Origin of the sequence: Peribacillus sp. NPDC097224 (assembly GCF_044761985.1) — a bacterium.
Taxonomy (GTDB): Bacteria; Bacillota; Bacilli; order Bacillales; family DSM-1321; genus Peribacillus.
In genome coordinates, this window is sequence record NZ_JBIWDK010000005.1 from 123,669 (window position 1) to 146,256 (window position 22,588).

General features: G+C 43.3%; 18 protein-coding genes. All 18 read right to left on the bottom strand.

What is annotated here, in order from left to right:
* Positions 1-216: 216 nt before the first annotated feature.
* Positions 217-447, bottom strand: a complete 231-nt coding sequence (locus ACIQXR_RS11775; protein WP_402868288.1) for a KH domain-containing protein — start codon at positions 445-447, stop codon at positions 217-219.
* 13 nt (positions 448-460) lie between these two features.
* The gene (rpsP, locus tag ACIQXR_RS11780) at positions 461-733 is read right to left on the bottom strand and encodes a 30S ribosomal protein S16 (RefSeq protein ID WP_053345299.1); all 273 of its coding nucleotides are present in this window, start codon (positions 731-733) and stop codon (positions 461-463) included.
* Between the two features lie 150 nt (positions 734-883).
* Positions 884-2,224, bottom strand: a complete 1,341-nt coding sequence (gene ffh, locus ACIQXR_RS11785; protein WP_402868286.1) for a signal recognition particle protein — start codon at positions 2,222-2,224, stop codon at positions 884-886.
* A gap of 11 nt (positions 2,225-2,235) precedes the next feature.
* Complete coding sequence (locus ACIQXR_RS11790; RefSeq protein ID WP_402868284.1) at positions 2,236-2,568, bottom strand: putative DNA-binding protein; 333 nt, start codon at positions 2,566-2,568, stop codon at positions 2,236-2,238.
* Between the two features lie 106 nt (positions 2,569-2,674).
* Positions 2,675-5,461, bottom strand: a complete 2,787-nt coding sequence (locus ACIQXR_RS11795) for a VWA domain-containing protein (RefSeq protein ID WP_402868282.1) — start codon at positions 5,459-5,461, stop codon at positions 2,675-2,677.
* A complete protein-coding gene (locus tag ACIQXR_RS11800; RefSeq protein WP_402868281.1) occupies positions 5,451-7,217 on the bottom strand; it encodes a vWA domain-containing protein in 1,767 nt (588 codons plus the stop codon). Before ACIQXR_RS11800 ends, ACIQXR_RS11795 begins: the two co-directional genes overlap by 11 nt.
* Positions 7,218-7,226: 9 nt before the next feature.
* Positions 7,227-8,021, bottom strand: coding sequence for a DUF58 domain-containing protein (locus ACIQXR_RS11805; protein ID WP_402868279.1), 795 nt, complete (start codon positions 8,019-8,021; stop codon positions 7,227-7,229).
* A 68-nt stretch (positions 8,022-8,089) separates the two neighbouring features.
* The gene (locus tag ACIQXR_RS11810) at positions 8,090-9,094 is read right to left on the bottom strand and encodes an AAA family ATPase (protein WP_402868277.1); all 1,005 of its coding nucleotides are present in this window, start codon (positions 9,092-9,094) and stop codon (positions 8,090-8,092) included.
* Between the two features lie 7 nt (positions 9,095-9,101).
* On the bottom strand, positions 9,102-10,655 hold the full coding sequence (locus tag ACIQXR_RS11815) for a hypothetical protein (RefSeq protein ID WP_403080013.1): 1,554 nt from the start codon (positions 10,653-10,655) through the stop codon (positions 9,102-9,104).
* Positions 10,652-11,503, bottom strand: a complete 852-nt coding sequence (locus ACIQXR_RS11820) for an ABC transporter permease (protein ID WP_402868274.1) — start codon at positions 11,501-11,503, stop codon at positions 10,652-10,654. Before ACIQXR_RS11820 ends, ACIQXR_RS11815 begins: the two co-directional genes overlap by 4 nt.
* Entirely contained in the window at positions 11,500-12,435 is a 936-nt protein-coding gene (locus tag ACIQXR_RS11825; RefSeq protein WP_402868272.1) for an ABC transporter ATP-binding protein, read from the bottom strand. Before ACIQXR_RS11825 ends, ACIQXR_RS11820 begins: the two co-directional genes overlap by 4 nt.
* A complete protein-coding gene (locus ACIQXR_RS11830; protein ID WP_402868271.1) occupies positions 12,432-14,813 on the bottom strand; it encodes a hypothetical protein in 2,382 nt (793 codons plus the stop codon). Before ACIQXR_RS11830 ends, ACIQXR_RS11825 begins: the two co-directional genes overlap by 4 nt.
* A gap of 133 nt (positions 14,814-14,946) precedes the next feature.
* Entirely contained in the window at positions 14,947-15,999 is a 1,053-nt protein-coding gene (gene ftsY, locus ACIQXR_RS11835; RefSeq protein WP_402868269.1) for a signal recognition particle-docking protein FtsY, read from the bottom strand.
* 26 nt (positions 16,000-16,025) lie between these two features.
* On the bottom strand, positions 16,026-19,589 hold the full coding sequence (gene smc / locus ACIQXR_RS11840) for a chromosome segregation protein SMC (RefSeq protein WP_402868267.1): 3,564 nt from the start codon (positions 19,587-19,589) through the stop codon (positions 16,026-16,028).
* A 20-nt stretch (positions 19,590-19,609) separates the two neighbouring features.
* Positions 19,610-20,353: a ribonuclease III gene (rnc, locus tag ACIQXR_RS11845; RefSeq protein WP_402868266.1), complete on the bottom strand. Its 744-nt coding sequence runs from the start codon at positions 20,351-20,353 to the stop codon at positions 19,610-19,612.
* Between the two features lie 251 nt (positions 20,354-20,604).
* The gene (locus tag ACIQXR_RS11850) at positions 20,605-20,838 is read right to left on the bottom strand and encodes an acyl carrier protein (RefSeq protein ID WP_053345291.1); all 234 of its coding nucleotides are present in this window, start codon (positions 20,836-20,838) and stop codon (positions 20,605-20,607) included.
* A gap of 58 nt (positions 20,839-20,896) precedes the next feature.
* On the bottom strand, positions 20,897-21,640 hold the full coding sequence (gene fabG / locus ACIQXR_RS11855; protein WP_402868264.1) for a 3-oxoacyl-[acyl-carrier-protein] reductase: 744 nt from the start codon (positions 21,638-21,640) through the stop codon (positions 20,897-20,899).
* Positions 21,637-22,584, bottom strand: coding sequence for an ACP S-malonyltransferase (gene fabD / locus ACIQXR_RS11860; protein ID WP_402868263.1), 948 nt, complete (start codon positions 22,582-22,584; stop codon positions 21,637-21,639). The genes fabG and fabD overlap by 4 nt, the downstream gene beginning before the upstream one ends.
* Between the last annotated feature and the right edge of the window lie 4 nt (positions 22,585-22,588).

Sequence of the window (22,588 nt, forward strand, 5' to 3'; positions counted from 1 at the left end):
CGCCTCCTATTATCTATGATTTCTTATTTCGTTCAAAAAATATGTATGATAGGGTAATCTTTTGAAAAAATGAGGGTCATTCTCTTAAGTATAACGTAAAACGGTGAAAGATGTGTCTCAAAAGAATGAAAATTAGACCCCGAATCCATGAAATTGTAAGTAGACCCGGGATTGAACTTTTCTTGAAGTACAAAAAAAGGAGGGGATTAGCCCTCCTTATTCGGAAATCTCCAAATAGATTTTCTTCTGCTGTGAAGATCCTGCTGCATATACCACAGTTCGAATCGCCTTAGCAACACGCCCTTGTTTACCGATGACCTTGCCCATGTCTTCTTTATGAACGGAGAGGACATAAACAACCCGGTCGGCTTCTTCCTTCGAAGTTACAATAACCTCTTCCGGATGATCCACAAGTGCTGAAACAATCGTTTCAATTAAAGATTTCATCAACTAGCGTCGATTACTTGCTGTTTTTTGCAACATGGAATTTTTCCATGATGCCTTGAGTTGAGAATAAGTTGCGAACTGTATCAGATGGTTTAGCTCCATCTTGTAACCATTTAAGAGCAAGCTCTTCATTGATGTCAACTTTAGCTGGTTGAGTCACCGGGTTATAAGTTCCCACTACTTCGATGTAACGTCCGTCACGTGGTGAACGAGAATCTGCAACTACAATACGATAGAAAGGAGATTTTTTTGCTCCCATACGTTTTAAGCGAATTTTTACTGCCATTTTAAATAAGCACCTCCGAATAGTTTCACACAAGATAGTATAATATCAAATGTCTTGTATGTTTGTAAAGGTTTTTTTCTTAACAGGTGAAAAAAGTGTTTAAATAGGCGGTTTCAGCCTATTTTTATGCTCATTTCCCATGAAAAAAACTTACATGAACGGGAATTTAAATCCCTTTTTCTTTCCTTTTTGCATGCTTGTAACTTGTTTCATCATCTTTTTCATTTCTTCAAATTGCTTCAGTAGACGGTTCACTTCTTGGATCGATCTTCCGCTCCCTTTGGCAATCCGTTTCTTGCGGGATGCATTCATGGTTTCTGGATGTTCTTTCTCTTGCGTCGTCATTGAACGGATGATAGCCTCAACATGACCAATCTGTTTCTCATCGATCTGAAGGTTATCCATCCCTTTCATTTTATTCGCACCAGGAATCATCTTCAAAATATCATCAAGCGGTCCCATATTGCGCACTTGACCAAGCTGTTCAAGGAAATCATCAAAGGTAAAAGTAGCGGTACGCATCTTTTTTTCTAATTCTTTCGCTTTTTCTTCATCAACATTGGCTTGTGCTTTTTCAATAAGGGTCAATACATCGCCCATACCAAGGATTCTTGAAGCCATCCTTTCTGGATGGAATGCTTCAAGTGCATCCAATTTTTCGCCCATACCGACAAATTTAATCGGCGTGTCCGTAACGGAACGAATAGAAAGTGCCGCACCACCACGAGTATCCCCATCTAGCTTCGTTAATACGACTCCAGTTAGACCGAGCTGTTCATTGAAACTTTGAGCCACATTGACAGCATCCTGACCTGTCATCGCATCGACAACTAGGAAGATTTCATCCGGTTTGGTCAATTCCTTGATATCTTTCAGTTCGCCCATCAGATTTTCATCAACATGGAGGCGACCTGCGGTATCAATCAACACATAATCATGATGTTCTTCCTTCGCCTTTTCAATCGCCTGTTTCGCAATTTCTACAGGACTGACCTGATCACCTAGGGAAAAAACAGGCATGCTTAATTGTTTGCCAAGTGTTTCAAGCTGCTTAATCGCCGCCGGACGGTAAATATCAGCCGCAACCAACAATGGCTTACGGTTGTATTTTTTTCTAAGAAGATTTGCCAGCTTTCCGGTAGTCGTCGTTTTACCTGCCCCTTGAAGACCTACCATCATAATGACAGTCGGTGGTTTGGAGGCAACGGCAATCTTACTCTGTTCGCCGCCCATCAGCTGAGTCAATTCTTCCTTAACTACTTTAATTACCTGTTGACCGGGGGTTAAGCTTTTTAGCACTTCCTGGCCTACCGAACGCTCACTTACACGCTTCACAAATTCCTTCACGACTTTAAAGTTAACATCCGCTTCAAGCAGGGCCAAACGAACTTCACGCATCATTTCTTTAACGTCGGCTTCGTTGACCTTCCCTTTTCCACGGATTTTTTGCATCGTGTTCTGCAGTCGGTCGGCCAATCCTTCAAATGCCATATTGCCGCCTCCTAATCTAACTTCTCAAGCGCTGTAATTGCGTCAAGCAACTTTTCTTTAGAAAAGGATTCCTTCTCTAAAAGATCCTTCACATTCGCAATCCATTGGTTACGCTCTTGAAATTTTTGAAATAACAATAGCTTCGCTTCATATTCTTCGAGCATTGCTTCTGTTCTTTTTATATTATCATAGACTGCCTGCCTACTGACTTCGTATTCATTGGCAATCTCTCCAAGAGAGTAATCATCCAGATAGTAGAGGGCCATATAGCTCTGCTGCTTTTCCGTTAACAACGATTGGTAAAAGTCATACAAATAATTAATCCGCGTTGTCTTTTCAAGCATGTTAGCAAGCCTCCCTGCTGTTAAGTGAAAACCCTTTACAAGTTTATATTGTATAGTGTCGATTATTTCATGTCAAGCTAAACTCCTTACCACAAGATAAAAATCATTATTTTTTTCGTTTTCTCGCTTCAATCAGGCGCTTCATCTGCTCTTCACGTTCCGATTCCGATAGTTTATTTACAGGTTCCTTCTTGTGGTGGCGAGCTGGCACTGATTTTACCTGCTCCTTTTTTTGCTCGATTTCTATATGCTGCTTCTTTAATGCTTCTTCCTTACCAACTTTTTGTTTTACCTTTTTCAGTTTTGCGACTCTTTCGTTTTGCCTAGATGAAGTGGTTTCTGATTTTTCACGACTTCCCGAAAAGATACGCGAAACTCTGTGCCAACCAAACCTTCGGACCGCAATTTCGCAAAATAAGAGCAAGAATGCCGATAAAAGCAGCCAAGAACTAATACTTTGTTCTTGCCTTGACGTATTTTGCAATGGCCGGAATGCCTCAGATTCATCCTTCAACTCCTGACCACCCGAAACAGCCAATAATTCCTTAATAAGCGCTTTGTTTAGGCCTTGTTGCAGGTATTCCTCTGAATAGGACACGGTGAAACCTGTTTGATATAGATTCGTACTTCCACCCTTGGTATCTTGTTTTATGCTGAGAAAATACATCCCTGATTGCTTAGGCATGATGACTTCGTATTTTCCCGGCGCGATGAGCTTCGTATTGACGTCTACTTCCTCACCTTTTTCAGACACTACATTTGCCGATACAGGAAGGTGATTTTGTGTGGACGATTCAAGGTTGATGACCGTTTCCTCCCCACCATTATCCTGTGTGAGCATATACGGCTCACTTTCGAACTTGGGCAGCGTGTTTGTGATCAATTGATTGAGAAATGTCCCCCACTTTCCCCAAGCAGGCCAATCGCCCGACCATTTCCCACTAATGTCCGAAGTGAAAGCTGCCGTCGTTCCCATTCCATATTGCCACTCGGCAAGGACGGGATCCTCTTTTTCACTGATCAGCGACTGTAATGCACGCTGCTTTGCAGTTGTCGCGATGTAGGCATTCATCTTAGGTACGCCATCCTTAAACAATCCGTTCCATTCCGGATTGTCCTTGATAGATGGATAAAATGGGGTATCCTCAATGTAAGTGCGGCTCGCCATGACGGTTTCCCTCGATAAAATGCTCGGAATAACGGAAGCATCCGTGACATCGTAATAGCGCCCCGCACCAAAGTCTGCCAAGTCCTCAAGTAGGTTCTTATCGGCATCATTTCCAATTGAAACGGTAGAGAGGGTTATGTTCTCTTCCTTTCCTTCTTCAATCAAGTCTTCATAATTACTTGAAGCGTTTGACTGTCCATCGGTCAACAAAATAATGTGCTTCCGCTGCAACCTTTCATCCCTTAACTTATCATAGGCCATTTCAAGCGAGCTGAAGATTTCAGTACCGCCACCTGAAGACAGTGTACGAATCTTCTCCACGACTTTTTCCTTATCCTTAAGTGGGGCTGCTTCGATGATTTCCCATGGTCGGTCATCGAAGGCAATGAATCCAAACGTATCCTTTTCACGCAAAAGTTCAACAGAGCGGGCAGCCGCTTCCTTTGCCAATGATAGCTTGTTTCCATCCATACTGCCTGATCGGTCGAGAACAATCATCAGTCCAAGAGATGGCATCTCTTTTTTTCCTTTGATGTCCATATCTACTGGAAGTAATCTCTCAATGGGTGTCTTGAAATACCCGCCGAGCCCGAAACTATTTTCTCCGCCGGTCATCACGAACCCATTACCGAAATCCTTAACGGACCGCTCTATCATTTTCATTTGAATTTCCGAGACTGAGGTGGCAGGAACATTATTAAACACAATCGATTGGTATTGTAAAAAACCGGATAAAGTGGTCGGCAGTTTTTCCGGTATCGTCGATTCGACAATTAGCCCGCTGCCGTTCAAAATATTTTCAAGCCGTCCTGTTGACTCACCTTCGACAATCAATACTTTTGGTGTGCCTTTTACATTCGTGATTGCCTGCAATTGGTTATTTTCCGCAAATGTATCATTTTCAGCGATGATTTCGGCCTTATATACTTGTAGTCCAGTTTTCTCGGCTGTATGAGAAACAGAGAATAAATTAGTCCCTTCTTTTACACTCACTGCCTTTTTGATGATTTCCTGATCATTCAGTGAAATGCGGACAGTCGCTTTTTTCGCTGTATTGCTAAAGACCTCCAATGAAATCTCCGTTTTTTCGCCTTGATAGATAGATGGGGGAATCGTTACATTCTTCAGGGCGACATCTTCGCCAATCGATTCGATTAGTGGCACGATGTCGAGCTCAATATTTTTATTTGCAAGTAGTTTGGCCTCCTCCACACTGCTTCCCGACGTTTCATTGCCATCCGAAAAAAGGACGATTCTCCCACTTGAATAGCTCGGAATGAGCGAGGAAGCAAATTGAATGCCTGAATCCAATTGACTTGCCTCTTCTTCCACTTCACCGCTAAATTGGCTTATGGGTGTATGTTTTGTCGACAACGCCTGCTCAGCAACGGCACTGCCCCCAAAGGCTGCCACCGCAAAGGAGTCGTCTCTACCCATGGTTTCAACACTTTTCTCAATCCAAGCAAGCGACTTTGTGTCAGAGTCTTTGACACTTGCAGAACGATCGACTAAAAAAACAACCATCGATCCCTTGATAGGTTGTAGCAATTGCGGAACGCTCAGTGCCAATACAATGAGAAAAAAAATACATGACCGCAATATGGCCACAACGACCGTCTCTACATGCTTCGTTTGATTACGTGATTTTATCACATACATATAAATAAGCGCTGCACAGGGAAGCAGCAATAAAAAAACCAGGGGATAAGTAACATCAATGCCCACGTCGATATACCTCCCATTCGGCCATTAGTAGCAGAAGGGCCATACAAGCCAGCCAGTACCATAAGATATCCTGTTTTGTATCGCTTCCCCCTTCTTTCAACTCTGATGATTTCATATTCATCTTGAACGACGGAGCTGAATCGACTCTTTTTTCCCTTTCGTCCAATAAAACCGAAAAGTAAAATGCCTGTTCTCCCGCCATTGCTTCGTATATACCGGGCTTATTTGGCGCTCGAAAGCCCTCCTTTTGCAAATCAATGGAAAAGAGATTCGTTCCGGACTCTGTAAATATAGCCAATTTTCCCGTTTCCGTTCCAAGATTCAACCACTTTTCTTCACCAGGCTGATAGTAACCTAGAAAGTTCGACTGTTGGGTCAGCCATTGATAGGAATTATATAAAAATATAGGAAATCCAGGTTGTAACGGCCAATCGCTGTCCGCAACGGAGAAGTTCAGGGCAATGATCGGCTGTCCTTGGTGCGTACCTTTTTGAATGAGCGGTATACCCTCACTTGTAGTAACATGATGCCATTGCTTGCTGATCGGAGGGGATGACGATTTAATATACACTTTGTCCATATTTACGTAGTCCATGAGTGGGTCACCCGTTCCCTTTGGTTGACCTGTCAGTTTTTGTTTTCCTTTTTCAGTGGCATTGATAAAAAGAAGCGGGTACGATCCAAGTTCCTCTAAGTCCACTCCTTCGGCAATCACGATTCCATCCATTTCGACTTTTTCTTTATCCTCAAGCTGGATGATATCAAGGCCAATCGTTTCGAGCCCATTAATCAAAAATGGATTCACATCCCCCACTGCATAGACTTTCTCATATACGGCCGTTTGGATGGCCGTCATTTCATTGTCCGCTGAATAGTCATCATCCACAATGATGGAGGCCGTATAATACGGTTTTTCTTTCAGAACCGGTATATCAATTATTTTCTCGCTGCTTGCTTTCACCATTATCCTTTTTGTGAATAGAACATCTTTTCCATTCGTTACTTGAAATTTCACCGTTTCATCCTGCTTCGTTTGATTTTCAATGACCGCCACCCCAGTAATGCCTCCTTCAGAGCTTGCCGTGCCAAATGAAAGCAAGGAGAGATTGCCAGTCAGGCTGCTGAAATTATGTACACCAATGGGAATGTCTTCCGATAACCCCCTAAGGTCCTCCTCCACAACCGCATCGGAGTATAAATGAATGACCGATTCTTTTCCAGCCGCTAGCGAGTCTGCCAGTTTCAATGCCTTATCAACATGCTCATGACTGTATGTTAGCTCCATTTCTTTTATTTGTTTTTTTAACTCAGCCCGGTTTGTTTCGTGATTGGCAAGTATCACAGGCTTTTGACCAGCATCTATGATTGTCACTTCTTGATCATCCACCGCTTGAAGCATCTCCCCCACTTCTTGCTTGGCTTTTTCAAACCGGGTGAGCTCCCCTTCTTTTGCACTCATCGAAGCCGATGTGTCGACAATTAGGATTAGGTGGTCGCCCGGAATGCCCTTTTGAAACCAAAAGGGTCGAACCAACGCGAACATGAGGAGGAGAAGTACGAGAAGTTGAAGCCAGAATAAGAGATTATGCTGTAATTTATGAAGCCATGGAGAAGCCTGCCATTCATTCAGCACCTGCTCCCATAATAAATTGGACGAAATCGTCGTTTTCTCATATTGCTTCCGGAAAAAATAAAACAGAATGACGGCTCCGATAAAAATGGTCAATAGAAAAAAGAGTGGGTTTGAAATATGCATATCTTCACCTCAATTCATTAGCCCGTGGCGTGGGAAGTCGTGAAATAAAATCGTTTGTATATCCGTTTCAGCAGATATGAGCATATAGCGGCTGCCAAGACTTTCACAGATAGCTTCAAGCTGCTCGTTATGGTGTGCTAGACGCCTTCGATAGTTGTCGATGAGGGTCGGATTAAGGCTAACATTGACCGCTGTTTCCATTTCACTATCCACAAACTTCAGGTCCCCATCATACATAGGTTGAAGTTCCTCTTTCCCCAGCAGTTGAATGAACCAGACTTCTTGTCTTGCCGAGCGTAGCTTTCTTAAAGTCGCCTCCACCTTTTCGATGGGCTCAAGACCATCCGAGATGATAATCGCAAGTTGCTGATTCCTCACCATCACTTTGCCAAGTTGCTCATAAAACTCCCCGCTTCTCTCCGTATCTTCCAATCCAGCTATCTCTCGAAAAACCCTTTTACGGTGAACCGCTCCTTTACGTCGAATAGGATGGGCTCCTTGATTACCGACGGGAACAAAATTCAGACGGTCTTCGCTTGCAAGGACAACAAAGCTCAATGAAGCGGCGAGCTTTCGCGCCTGTTCCCATTTTCCCGGGAGAGCTCGCATCGAAGAAGACATATCCAGGTAAACGGCCACAGATAACTCCTGTTCATCGAGGAACCTTTTTATATAATGCTTCTGGGTTCGGCCAAATACATTCCAATCGATTTGCCGGACATCGTCTCCCGGTTGATAGGCCCGAAAATCGGAGAACTCAAGCGAAGAACCAAACGCACTCGACCGTCTCGAACCTTTATGCATCCCTCGCTTCCTCGTTTTCACGAGCAATCTCTTTTTCTGTAGCCTTTCTAAAAAAGCATAAGCTACCATCAAACCGGTGTTCCTTTTCCTAATTTATACGCCGACTCAACGACTTCAGAAATAATGGAATCGATGAGAACCCCGTTTGCTTCCGCTTCAAAGTTGAGTATAATCCGATGCCTCAGCACAGGATAGGCCGTTTGCTTCAAGTCACCGGCAGAAACATGATAACGCCCGGCAAATAAAGCCCTTGCCTTTGCCATTTTGATCAAACTTTGCAACCCACGAGGTCCGCTTCCGAATTGAACGTATTGCCGGACAAGTTCCGGCGATTCCTCCACATTTGGATGAGTACTCGAAATAATCAAAACCGCGTAATCCAGCATCTCTTCTGAAATAAGGACCTCCTTTACTAGTTGCTGCAGTAACAAAACATCCTTGATGGAGGCAGCTTTTTCAATAGAAATGGTTTCCCTGCCTGTCGTTCGAAGGGCAATCTGCTTTAATTCCTGCTTTGATGGATAACGGACAAGAATCTTACAGATAAACCGGTCCATCTGGGCTTCGGGCAATGGATACGTCCCCTCCATATCGATTGGATTCTGGGTTGCAAGCACAAAGAAGGGCTGATCAAGCTGTTTCGTTTCCCCCATGACTGTTACAGTTCTCTCCCCCATTGCCTCTAAAAGCGAACTCTGTGTCTTCGGCGTCGCCCGATTGATTTCATCAGCTAAGACGATATGAGAAAAAAGAGGCCCCTCATGGAAGGTAAACTGCTGCCTTCCGTCCTCTCCAGGTTGCAATAACATGGTTCCCGTAATATCGGAAGGCATCAGATCTGGTGTAAACTGGATTCTAGAAAACTCTAAATCCAGGCATTCCGAAATCGTCCGAACGAGCATCGTCTTCCCAAGTCCAGGCAAGCCTTCAAGCAATACGTGGCCACCTGCAAAAATGCTCCATAAAACTTGATCGATCACGTCTTCCTGCCCAACTATAAAACGGGAGATTTCCTGCTTAACTCTCTCAATCATAGTCCCTGCTTCATTAAACTGCTGTTCTTTTTCCGTCATTTTCCCACTACCTTTCCGGATCAAGATTATTAAAATAATTCTTGACGATATCATTCAAATCAGAGGGTAGCCTAAGGCGATCCGTACTTTTGCGATAAGATTCCTCATACTGCTGATAGACCTCCTCATAATTCCGCAAGTTCCCCCTCAATACTGGACCCTCGGCCTCCTCCTGCTCGCCACTCCCTTCACCAAGTTTCCCATTGTCGGTTTCCATATTCTGCTTTCCATCGGTCTTTTCGGGAATCGTCAGCATTTCCCTCGACCCTTGTCCAGCACCCCCCTTCGTGCCTCCTTTTCCTCCGCCGGTTCCACTTGCTCCTTGTCCTTGTCCTTGTCCTTGTCCTTGTCCTTGTCCTTGTCCCTGTCCTTGTCCTTTTTGGCTTCCGGGATTATTCCCAGAATTGGCGTTGGGCTGTCCATTAGGCGTGGAGGGCTGACCTAGGGGCTGATTGGCGGGTTGGTTCCCTTGTGTTCCATCGCTGTTAGAAAAAGCTGTTTGAGAAGAAGGAATACCATCTTGACTCATTTTATTCTGAAGTTGGGATCCCGCTTGACGAACAGCTTGATTGGCTGATGCTAACTGCTTGGCAAGTTCTCCCGATTCCATCGCTTCCTCCAACTGCTGCATCAGTGCATCCAATTGTTCTTCCGTTAATGGAAGCTCCTGCTCTGTGTAGCTCTCTAGGGCCTGCTTCTGTTCCTTGGACAGCTCATCCCATCTTTCATTTAGTTCTTTCAGTTCTTTTTCGACCAGTCGCATGTCCTTTTGTTCAAGTGCCTTGGACAGCTCCGTAAGGCCGGTTTTTTTTGACTGATCCTTCCAGGTTTCCAGTGACTCTTGCTTTTCTCTTTGCTTCTTTTCTTTTAATTGCAGCTCGCTTGATTGTTTGGCGAGTGCCTCTAAGGCCTTCTCAGCCTCTTTCTCTAGCGCAACTTTCTCTTTTACATCTTTCAATGTCTTTTTGACATCAGGATCCTTTATTTCCTTCACTTTTTCATCAAGCTCTTTTTTGACCTCCTCGACAAGCTTCACTTCTTTTTCCGCCTGCCTGGCTTGATCCATTTTCTGATTTGGCAAAATTGCCAATAGGGAACCTCCTATTGCTAAACAAAGAGCTAGCGTCAGCCATTTCGGATGTACCCATACTTTCTTCCTTCTGAGGGCCTCCTCCTGATGGATTTTCATATGGTGAATAGCATCCCTGAGCTGGAGTGACTTAAGCTCACCAATCTCCCCTAAAAAAGCGAATCCCGTCACGACACGGTCATCAGGAACATACTGGTTAAACAGCAAAGCAGCCGTTTTATTACCGGGTTTTCCTTTAATGATTCTATAGACAAAAAAAGCAAGTAAACAGATGATTCCAATGAAAAAATAACGGAAAACGAAGGGTATGACTACTATACGTGCCATGAAAAATAGTAAAGTCGTCCATGCAGACACGGCAAGGAGTAAAAGTTGCCCCTCCCTCATCACATGCTGCATGAAAAGTTGCCGCTTAACGGGTTTAATCAACTTGAGAAACTGGAGTTCATCATGGGTAAGATCCTTGTTCATCGTTTTGTCTTCATTCCCACGCGCAGCTTTTTAACGCTTAGAAGAACGGACCCGATTAGTAGAAGTGTGTAACAAATCAAATGAGACGCCCAAAGTGGAAAATCAATCCCCGATAACTTCTGGATTTCCTCAGAGTAAGTCGGTTCAACAAAGCCGATTAATACGATTGGGGTATTTAGCATGGCCGCTAAGTAAGGCAATGGGTTAGTCGTTGGTGTGGTCACATTTACCTGATTCCCCACGGCCATGGTAGTGAATAGTAGGGTCAATAAAGCTGTGCCACCTACTAAAAACAATGTGATTCCATAAGTCGTGACCATCGCCGGAATGGTTTTTCGCACAAGTGTAGAAAAAAGCACCCCGATACTGCCATATACGATGACGGTGAAGACATTGAAGCCCAGCACCATCAAAAGCTGATTCGGCGAAATTCCGCCGAATAAAAAGACGATGCTATATAGCGGTAAACTGGCCACAACCAGTAATAGCAAGTAGGAAATGGATGAAATTAATTTCCCGAAAATGATGCCTGTCGAGCTTTGGGAAGTCGTCAATAAAATATTTAACGTCTGTCGCTCCCTCTCACTCGAGATGACGCCTGCCGTCAGTCCAGGTGTAATGAACAAGACCAAGGCCAGTTGGATAACGGATAGAAATATAAACATACTCCGGCTTGCATCCGGGTCAACGCGCCCGCCCATGCTACTAAGAGACTGAATAAAAATCATACCGATAACGATGGCACCAATCGCAAGAACATAGAATAATACACCTAAAAAACTTTTAAAAGAGCGAAAGCGTAGCTTAAACTCTTTATTCAAAACCGGATTCATCAGCCAGCTCTTCATGACAGTTCAACCCCTTTCGTGATTTCCATGAACACATCCTCCAGATCCGTCTCTATTTCCGAAAAAGAGACAATGGGCAAGTCTTGCAACATACAGGACTTCAGCAGCTGTTGTTGGGCCCCTGCATCTCCTTTGAATAGAAACTGAATCGTTTTTTCATCAACATGCGTATTGATCTGGCTAATATCCGGATTATCTTCTAGAAAAGCGATGGATCGCTCAATATCCTCATGAACCTTAATAATCAGGCTCTTTTCGCCCTGCAGCTTATGTTGGATTTCCGCGACCGACCCTTGTGCTTTCAATTTACCCTGATCGATGATGCCGAGCACATCACACATTTCCGCAAGTTCAGGTAAAATATGCGATGATATCAAAATCGTTTTACCCATATGTTTCAATTCCTTTAAAATCTCCCGCATTTCAACACGAGCCCTCGGGTCAAGCCCGGAAGCGGGTTCATCCAAAATAAGCACTTCGGGGTCGTGTATCAGACTCCTTGCAAGACAAAGCCGTTGCTTCATTCCCCGTGATAAAAGATCCACATAGGAATCCTTTTTATCCGATAAATTTACGAGCTCGAGCAGTTGTGGAATCAGTTTACTCCGTTCCGAAACGGGTATACCATAACTTGCTCCGTAAAAATCCAGGTACTCTTCAGCCTTCAATTGATCATACACACCAAAAAAGTCAGGCATATAACCGATCTGGCTACGGACTTGTTTAGGTTCCTTCGATATATTGTAGCCATTGATATAAGCCGTTCCCGATGTTGGTGCAAGCAAGGTAGCCAAAATGGAAAAAGTCGTGGATTTCCCTGCCCCATTTTGACCGACAAAACCAAACACGGTTCCTTTGTCTATTTGCAAATCCAAATGATCCAATGCGGTGAACGTGCCATATTGTTTAGTTAACTGTATAATTTCTATCATTTCTCCACCACTCCCTTCACAGTGATTTGTGGCATCCTTACACTCGGGTCATCATCATTATCTATCATGACTTTTATCTGGATGTTCCCTTGTTTTGATACATAGGATGATATATCCTTAGTCCCTTTGAAAGTAATTTCCCGTTCTCCCTTAGGTATCGATTCATACTTTTCAGTCGAAAAATTATAGAGTTCATACTTAACATCTTGTTTACTGAACTTAATCGTCATTTCTGACGCTTTGAATGTATCGTCCTTCATGATCTTTGGAACTGAACTGATATATTCATATTCTCCCCTTTCAAACCAATACGTACCATATCCTTCTTCTTCGCCAACTGAACCCCGGAGGGCATTCACAGACCCCGCGAACATTTCTTTTGACAATGTCACTTCCCCAGCCAAAATTGTTTTCGGACTGAATGTTTGGAAAATCAGATTATCTATATTTACTTTCGGTTTTTTCGATAGTCTAACGTCTACGATTGAATCGTCGGTTATACCGCCGATGACAGGTTCGGATTTTGTCGAGGACCCTCCGAAATACGCCTCCGTCAGATAAAGAAGCTGATCCCTGCGCATTTTTTCAATATCGATTTTTTTTCCCATAGTTCCATTATTCCAAGAAGACGATGTCGTTCCATACGGTTTAAATAAGAAATCACTCTTTAACGCTTCATTTACCTTGATCTCTGCCCCCTTCTTCAACGTTCCGAGATTGATTCGTTCATTGCCGGTCAGGATCATTAATTCCTTAAGGTCATAAGGTGTCTCATTTTGAATCGTACCTGTCAAGGTCCTGTTTTCAACGGTCAAGTCATTTTTCAATTGACCTGCATTTTCTTTATAAACCTTTCCTATAAAGGACCTGGTAGACCAATATTCGACGTTTGGAAAGGTCAATTCCATATCGGTAGCTTTCTCTTCAAGCATTGGTGCTCTTTTCACGCTTCCACCTAATCCCTCCTGAGTCATTGGCATCGCAACTAACTCATTTTTCGGGAAAGTCAGGTTGTAATTGCCTCCTTTATTGGACAGGAGGACATTCGATTGGATGCCGATGATTTGGTCATCCTCAATTTGATAGATTCCCAATTGATTGAGTTGAGGTTTGGCAAGACGATCTTTCGCTCCGACGGCAAACGTTAGAATCGTCGTAATGCAGGCAATCAAAGGAATGATCCACCAAGCGTGCTCCCTTTTATCCATTTTCCTCAGAATGACAAATAAAATCGGTACAATGATCACAACGTAGACTAACAGCAACAATGCCAATTGAATCACGGATAAATTCGTATCATCAAAGTAACTATTGGGGTCATTCATTTCCCATCTTGCTTCGTCCATGAATTCACTTGAAGTGGAAAACGCATTCAACTCCACCTTCTTTAAAATCGCTTCAAACCACGTGCCGTATCCTTTCCAAGAGGCAAGTGGCTCATCTCCTAACGAAAAGGCCGTCTGGACAATCATCCCGTTTCCATATTGCTTTTTGACAACGGCCGGTGATGACCCGCTCTTCGCAATGATTTCTGTCCCTTTCTCCACTTCACCAGTAAAGCCCGGCAATTGTTCAAAGGATGGTCGATCTTTTTTCTTTTCTGTAAGAAAGGATGAATCCATCTTGATTCCTTTATCCATCTTCATCGGTAAAAGGTTATACAGGGACCCGTATGATTGAGCGGCACTTGGTGATGACCCGGAAATCAATACACCACCAGAACGGATCCAACCCTTTAGTGCTTTCTGTTGTGCCTCATCCAAAGCGGCAATTGCAAATTCATCAATGATTAAATAATCTAACATTTCATAGCCAATTGACTGTTTAGGCAAATCTTCTTTTTCCAACTCGACCATCCTGGCTTGGAGGGATGGCAAGACTCTCAATTCCGTCAAACGATCGAAATTTTCACTTAATACTCCAATCAGGTCCTCGCTTTCATCAAAGAACTTAGGTGCCAGTACCTTCGGGCCGGAATAGTCTACTTCTTTACCATTCTTCCAATCTCCCTCATAGAGATAAATCGACTTCGCCAGTGCGGTCCCATTATAATTATAATTTTCGTCGGTATACCCTGGAAGTGAAACGGAATAGGTTTTCTTGCTTTCCTTTGGCAATTCCACTTTTAGAATTTGCGACCCTCCGAAATCGTAATCGGCCTGAAATTGAAAAATCAGCGTACCGCTGAAAGCCTCCCCCTTATTTTCGATATGTACGGTCATCGGCATGGCCTTGGCCCGAGTTATGTATCCATCAAACCCTGTTTCAATCGAGATTTTTATGTCCGTGTCCGCTGCTTTTGCTTGAACTGTATATGAATGTAAAAATAGGCCTAAAAATAATAAACAAGCAGCGATTCCCTTTAATTTTCTGAACAACCGAACTCCCCCTTTTTTTCTATACTCCTAATAGACGATTAGATCACGAAAAAGTATACAGTATTTATATAAAAAGTAAAAAAAATCAAAAAAACCGGAAGGGAAAATCCCTTCCGGCTAAAACTATCCACCTTTATACTTCTTCTTTATCAATGATATCGGCAAAGAGCCCATACACATATTTTTCAGCATCGAATTCTTGAAGATCGTCCATTTTTTCACCAAGTCCGACAAATTTCACGGGAATGGAAAGCTCATTTCGGATCGCTATGACAATTCCGCCTTTTGCTGTACCATCAAGCTTCGTTAAGACGATACCCGTTACATCTGTCGCTTCCTTGAACGTTTTCGCTTGAATGAGTGCATTTTGACCCGTCGTTGCATCAAGGGCAAGGAGCACTTCATGTGGTGCACCAGGCACTTCACGTTCAATTACACGCTTCACCTTTTCCAATTCCTTCATCAAATTCACTTTATTTTGCAGACGGCCTGCTGTATCACAAATCAGGATATCGGCTTTGCGTGCCTTAGCCGCTTGAACGGCATCGAACATAACAGCAGCAGGGTCAGATCCTTCTCCTTGTTTAATGACACTGACACCGACACGTTCTCCCCACACTTCGAGTTGCTCAATCGCTCCGGCGCGGAAAGTATCACCAGCCGCCAATACGACCGATTTGCCTTCTTCCTTAAACTTATGGGCAAGTTTACCGATTGTCGTTGTTTTACCTACACCGTTCACACCGACAAAGAGAATGACCGTCAGGCCGTCTTGTTGAATGTTCAAGCTGGATATTCCTTCTTCATCACCTTGGTAAATTTCAACAAGTTTTTCAGAAATGACAGATTGCACTTCTCTCGTATCAGAGATATTGCGCAGTTTCACTTCCATTTTTAATTGGTCGATTAATTCCATAACGGTATCGAAGCCTACATCAGCCTGGATGAGAATCTCCTCAAGTTCTTCGAAAAAGTCTTCATCCACTTTCCGGTAACGGGCAACGAGTTCATTAACCCTTCCGGTAAAGGAATTCCTCGTCTTCGTTAAACCTTGCTTAAACTTTTCCCCGATTGATATTTCGGATGTTGCTTTTTTTTCAACTTCTACTTCTACTTTTGTTTCTACAGCTGTTTCTTTTTCTTCTTGTGCCGTGAATTTTTCTTTTAGCTTCTTGAAGAAACTCATTGTCCCACTTCCTCTAATTCATGGATTTATATTTCAACAAAGTTCTCTGATTCCTCCATACGAACGGAAACTAATTTGGAAACACCTGACTCTTGCATCGTAATGCCATAGAGGACATCCGCTTCCTCCATCGTCCCTTTGCGATGGGTGATTACTATAAACTGAGTCTCTTGACTGAATTTCCTTAAAAATTGGCTGAAACGAACTACATTCGCTTCATCAAGTGCCGCCTCGACTTCATCGAGGATACAGAAAGGAACGGGCCGGACCTTTAAAATCGAGAATAAAAGAGCAATTGCAGTCAATGCTCGTTCTCCACCGGACAAGAGACTTAAGTTCTGTAGTTTTTTCCCCGGAGGCTGTGCGATGATATCTACTCCCGTATTCAATAAATCATTGGGATCTGTCAGTTTTAATTCAGCCCTGCCACCACCGAACAGTGATTTAAATACCTGTTCGAACTGTTCACGAATCGCATAGAATGTTTCTGAAAAGCGTCGTTTCATTTCCTCATCCATCTCGTCGATAACCTGGAATAAGGTATCCTTAGCCTGCTGCAGATCTTCTTTTTGACCGAGAAGGAACTCGTACCTTTCGGCTACACGGGCATACTCGTCTATTGCTCCTAAGTTGACCGTCCCCAATTCTTCAATGGCCAGCTTAATGAGCTTTACCTTTTTCTGAGCTTCTTCGATAGGTATCATTAATGGATACTTTTCTTTAGCCCCTTCATAGGATAATGTATATTCCTCGCGTAAATGATCCAGGCGGTTTTCCAGCGCCACATCAAGTCGGGTTAATTTGACCTCTTCATCCTTGACCACTTCAACGATACCTTTATAGAGACGACTTTCCTCTTTCAAAGCTATTTCGAGGGTTTCGAGATGAGTTTGCATTTCGGTCTTTTCCTGTTTTTTGGCGGAAATATTTTCAATGGCCGCATTCTTATCAAGCAATCTTTGTTGGGCCATGTCTTCAAGCGTTTCTTCCCCACTCGAACTGTCCGTCATTTCATTTGTTAAAAGCCCCAAGTCATCCTTGTTTTCAGTTAAGGTGCTGGTCTCTTTTGCCAAGTCCGCCTCAAGCCGTTCCATTTTTTCTCTTTGATTTTGAAGCTGACCGCGTTTTGAGGCCAATGTTACCCTTAACTCGCTCGTTTCTTCGGCAAGACTTTCCTTTGATGATTGCTGTGATTGTTTTTGTTCTGTCATTTCCGCTATAAGGCGGTCAAGCCCATCGATTTCCACTTTACAGGATTTCAACAGTTCTTCCAATTCTTCGAGCCTTGCTTTCTTTTGCTGTTGCTCTTCTAAATAGGAGTTTTTATCCAAATCATAAAGGTGTAGGCGATCATTCACATTTCTTTCTTGTAGCTCGACTTCACGAAGTTCACCTTTCAGGGATTGCTCCTGTAATCGTAGCATTTCACCTGTTTTTCTCGTTTGTTCAAGCGTTTGCTCTTGAACACCGACATCCACCTTCAGCTGTTTTACCTGTTTTTCAAGCTGGTTCGTTTTTAATTCCATCCCGGCTAGCTTCTCATGTAATTCTTCAAGCTCGGTTTTCCGGGATAGTAGTGAAGTCGATTTTTGTTTGATCGTTCCACCCGTCATCGAACCACCAGGGTTGACGACATCCCCTTCAATCGTAACAAAGCGGAAACGGTGCTGCACCATTTTTGCCAGTTCGTTGGCTCCTTTTAAGTCCTTTGTGATAATGACGGTTCCTAGCAGGTTTGCCGCGATGGAAGCATGTCTTTCATCATATTGGATCAACGAGGAACCTGTCCCGACAAAAGCAGGGTGATTCTTCAGCATCGATAGCTGGTTCGATGAAATCTCTCTTCCTTTGATGACAGATAAGGGCAGGAAAGTCGCCCGTCCAAACCTGTTTTTCTTCAAGAAGGAAATGGCTTCACGGGCATGTTCTTCTCTCTCCACAACCACATGTTGCATCGCCCCACCTAGTGCTGTTTCGATGGCGGTTTCATATTCCTTTGGGACCTTGATCAGTTCCGCCACTGCACCTTCAATGCCTTTTAGAGTACCTTTTGCTTTTAGGACTTCCTTAACACCTTGAAAGAAGCCTGCATAGTCCTCTTCCATCTCTTCAAGCAGTTCCTTTCGGGATTTTGCCTGTTGAAGGAATTGATAGGCCTTATATAGGGTCGTTTCCTGTTTTTGATACGTATCTTTTGCCGTTTGTAGCTTATTCTGTTGATTTCGGAAAGAAGTGACATGGTCTTCAAGCTGCTTGCTCAGTTTTTCCATACGCTTGGAGTATTCCGACTTTTTAGCAGTGATTTCCGTTCTCTCGGTAAGGAATTTTTCATTTTCGTGATCCAGTTTGGAATTTTTATGTTCCTGCTGCGTGAGTTGCTGCAGAAGGTAATGCTTTTCATTTTTGGCGGCAGCCTGCTTGTTCAGCCACTCGATATAGTCACTTTTCTTCACTTCTATCAGGGCTTCAATGTCGGTATTGAATAGACCTAAGCTTTTTTGTTTTTCATGTAAAAGCTCTTGAAGCTGTTTTACTTCAGAACTCAATGCATGCAGAACTTCCGTTTCTCTTTCCTTTTGTAAAGAAAGACGTTCAACGGCTGCCTTGCCCTCTATAATCGCTTTTTCAAGCTGTGATTTATTTTGTGCCGCATTCTTTTTCCGTTCTTTCAATACTTCTTTACGACCCTCAAGCTTCTCAAGCTCTTCGCTGGCGTTCAATAGCACTTCTTGAAGCTCGTTAATCGATGTTTCGAGTCCGGCAATGCTTCCTCGAACCTCTTTAAGATGCTCTTCACGTTCATGAAGCCTTCCAGCCAATTGTCGCTCCATCTCATTGTGTTTCCCAAGTTCCTGGGTAAGACTTTCCCATTTTTCATTAAGTTCTTCAATTTCAAAAACGGTCAAAGCCACTTCGATTTTTTCAAGTTCCTCTTTCTTATCCAAATATTCTTTGGCCAGGGAAGATTGAATTTTCAAGGGTTCCACTTGACCTTCTAGTTCATGAAGGATGTCATGAATCCTGTTGAGATTATCTTGTGTTTCCGTCAGTTTTGATTCCGCTTTTCTTTTTCTTGTTTTATACTTCAAGACACCAGCGGCCTCTTCAAAAATAACTCGTCTTTCTTCTGCTTTGCTGCTAAGGATTTCTTCCACTTTCCCTTGGCTGATAATGGAAAATGCTTCGCGTCCAAGTCCTGAATCCATAAATAATTCAATGATATCTTTCAGGCGGCATCCTTGATTATTAATGAAGAATTCGCTTTCACCCGATCGATATACCCTTCTTGTCACACTAACTTCATGAAAGTCAATTGGAAGGGTGTTGGTCTCATTATCCAAAGTCAAGGAAACCTCTGCAAAATTCAAGGCCTTTCTTGTGTCACTTCCTGAGAAGATGATATCTTCCATTTTTGCTCCACGCAGTGATTTTGCGGATTGCTCTCCAAGAACCCAACGGACTGCATCAGTCACATTGCTTTTACCACTACCGTTCGGTCCAACCACTGCCGTGACACCAGGTACAAATTCAATCGAAATTTTATCTGCGAAAGATTTGAATCCTACAACGTCCAAGCGTTTGAGGAACATGACCTTTCCCCCTCTACTGTTCAACTATCTTGTTGAGTTTTTTTCTTTAAAACGGCCAATGCGTGTTCGGCGGCATGTTGCTCTGCCTCTTTTTTCGATTTTCCCACACCAGTTCCTAGATCTTCCCCATTCAAAGAAACCGTCGAAACGAACTCTCTATTATGGGCCGGTCCTTTTTCCTGCAGTATTTTGTATTGCAGAACCCCAATTGCATCCCGTTGGATAAGCTCTTGGAGCTGGCTCTTATAATCCATCACATGAGAAAAAGCACCCTCGTCTATCTTCGGAAACACGACATTTTTCAAGAACTGCACAACCGGCTCTAATCCTTGGTCAAGATATAAAGCGCCGATATAGGCTTCAAATACATCTGCAAGCATGGCAGGGCGTTCTCTACCGCCTGTCATTTCTTCCCCTTTACCAAGCAATACATATTCCCCATAAGAGAGGCTGTTGGCAAAGTCGACTAGTGACGGCTCACAGACAATGGCTGCCCTTAATTTCGTAAGCTCTCCTTCACTCATCATCGGGTATTTCTGATACAGATATTTCGAGATTGTCAGTTCAAGTACTGCGTCTCCTAGAAATTCTAGCCTTTCATTATCTTCGTAAGGCTTGCGGCGATGCTCATTCACATAAGATGAATGTGTAAAAGCTTTTTTCAACAAATTTTCATCTTCAAAATGAAAACCCAGATTGTCCTGTAACTCTTTAAATTTATTATCCTTACTTAATGGTTTACGATTATTTACGTTCCTACGCATCACAAAAACCCTCCACTACGGTTCAAAAACATATTTTTCTTACATATAAAAAGAAACCTGGCAGGAATTCCTGTCAAGCTTTCCTATGTACCATCATACAGTATAATCCGCTTAAAGAAAAATAGCCAGCAGCGTTGATGCTTGACACATGGAACTTAATCGGAACTGCACGTATTCGTATTTTCCAGACCCTTACATTACAAGAGAAAGCCCCGTTAAAAAACGGAGCTTTTAATCAAAAGACATTAACATTACATAGTGCTTTTTATGTAATTCACAGCATCACCCACTGTGGCGATTTTTTCAGCGTCATCGTCCGAAATTTCCATATCAAATTCGTCTTCAAACTCCATGACTAGTTCGACTACATCTAGGGAATCGGCACCAAGATCTTCTTTGAATGAAGCTTCAAGCTTTACTTCTGATTCTTCAACGTTCAAGCGATCTACAACGATTTTCGTTACTCTTTCTAATACATCTGCCAATATGTTCACCTCCCCTCAAGACATTATAAATTATATTTCAAAAAAATCAAACCTAAACTTACATCACCATACCGCCATCAATATGAAGGGTTTGACCCGTCATATAGCTGCTTGCCTCTGAAGCGAGAAACGTGGCAACTGATGCAATATCCTTTGGGTCACCGAAGCGGGCTAAAGGTATTTGTGACAGCATCGCTTTTTGCACGTCTTCCGTCAGTTCACCAGTCATATCCGTGGAGATGAAACCTGGAGCGATCGCATTGACCGTGATCCCTCTTGATGCAAGCTCCTTGGCAGTGGACTTTGTCAAGCCAATCACGCCTGCCTTGGCTGCAACATAGTTTGCCTGCCCCGCATTCCCCATCACACCGACGATGGAAGCCATATTGATGATTTTGCCGCTACGTTGCTTCATCATTTGTCTTGTGACTGCCTTTGTGCAAAGGAAGACACCTTTTAAATTCGTATCGATTACCGAATCCCATTCTTCTTCCTTCATCCGCATCAATAAATTATCACGGGTAATTCCAGCATTATTGACTAAAATGTCGACCCGGCCAAATTGTTCAATGACCTCTTTAATCATTCCTGTTACTGATTCACTATCTGATACATCGCATTGAACGGCAAATGCTTTTCGCCCAAGTGCCTTGATTTCATCGACCACTTCATTAGCTTTTGTTTCGCTTCCAGCATAATTTACAGCTACGTCCGCTCCCTGCCGTGCGAGTTCCAATGCCACTTCCCTGCCGATACCGCGGGAAGCACCAGTTACTAGTGCCTTCTTACCTTCAAGAATCATGCTAGTTCCCCTTTCAATGCTTCGACCGTTTTATGTAGGGTTTCTGTATTCGATACTGAGTGAATATTGACGGATCGGTCGATTTTTTTAATCAATCCTCCCAGCACCTTGCCTGGTCCCACTTCAATGAACGTGTCCACGCCTAATTCAAGCAGCTTTTTGACACTATCTTCCCAAAGAACTGGTGAATACAATTGTTCAATTAATTTATTTTTAATCTCTGATGGTTCTGTGATAGGCTCGCCCGTTACGTTTGAAATCACCGGAATGGGTGCCTGTCGGAAACTCACTTCATCAAGTACCTTTTGAAGTTGTTCAGCCGCAGGTTTCATTAATTCAGAATGAAACGGCCCGCTTACATCAAGAGGGAGAGCACGTTTTGCTCCGCTTTCCTTCGCTTTTGCGCTCGCAAGCTTGACGCCTTCTGCCGTTCCGGAAATGACGATTTGCCCCGGACAGTTAATGTTAGCCAGCTGAACGGATTCACCTGCATCAGTAATATCAGCCGTTACAAGAGCGAGTGCTGTACGGTCCATTCCCAGAATTGCGGCCATCGAGCCTTGGCCATTCGGAACAGCGGCCTCCATGAATTGACCACGTTTTCTAACAGTATAGACAGCATCCTCAAAAGAAATTGCACCTGAGGCTACCAATGCCGTATATTCCCCTAAACTATGTCCTGCAGTGTAATCAGGCTGGATGCCCGCTTCCGCCAAGGCATTGAACAAGGCATAACTTGTAGTCAATAGCGCAGGTTGAGCATTATAGGTTACCGTTAATTCCTGCTGAGTGCCATTGAATATAAGCTCGGATAGCGCAAAATCCAGTTTTTCATCCGCCGTTTGAAAAATTTTCCGTGCTTGCTCATTTACCTCAAATAAGTCTAAACCCATCCCTATTGACTGTGAACCTTGTCCTGGAAAGACAAAAGCAATCTTACCCATCCCA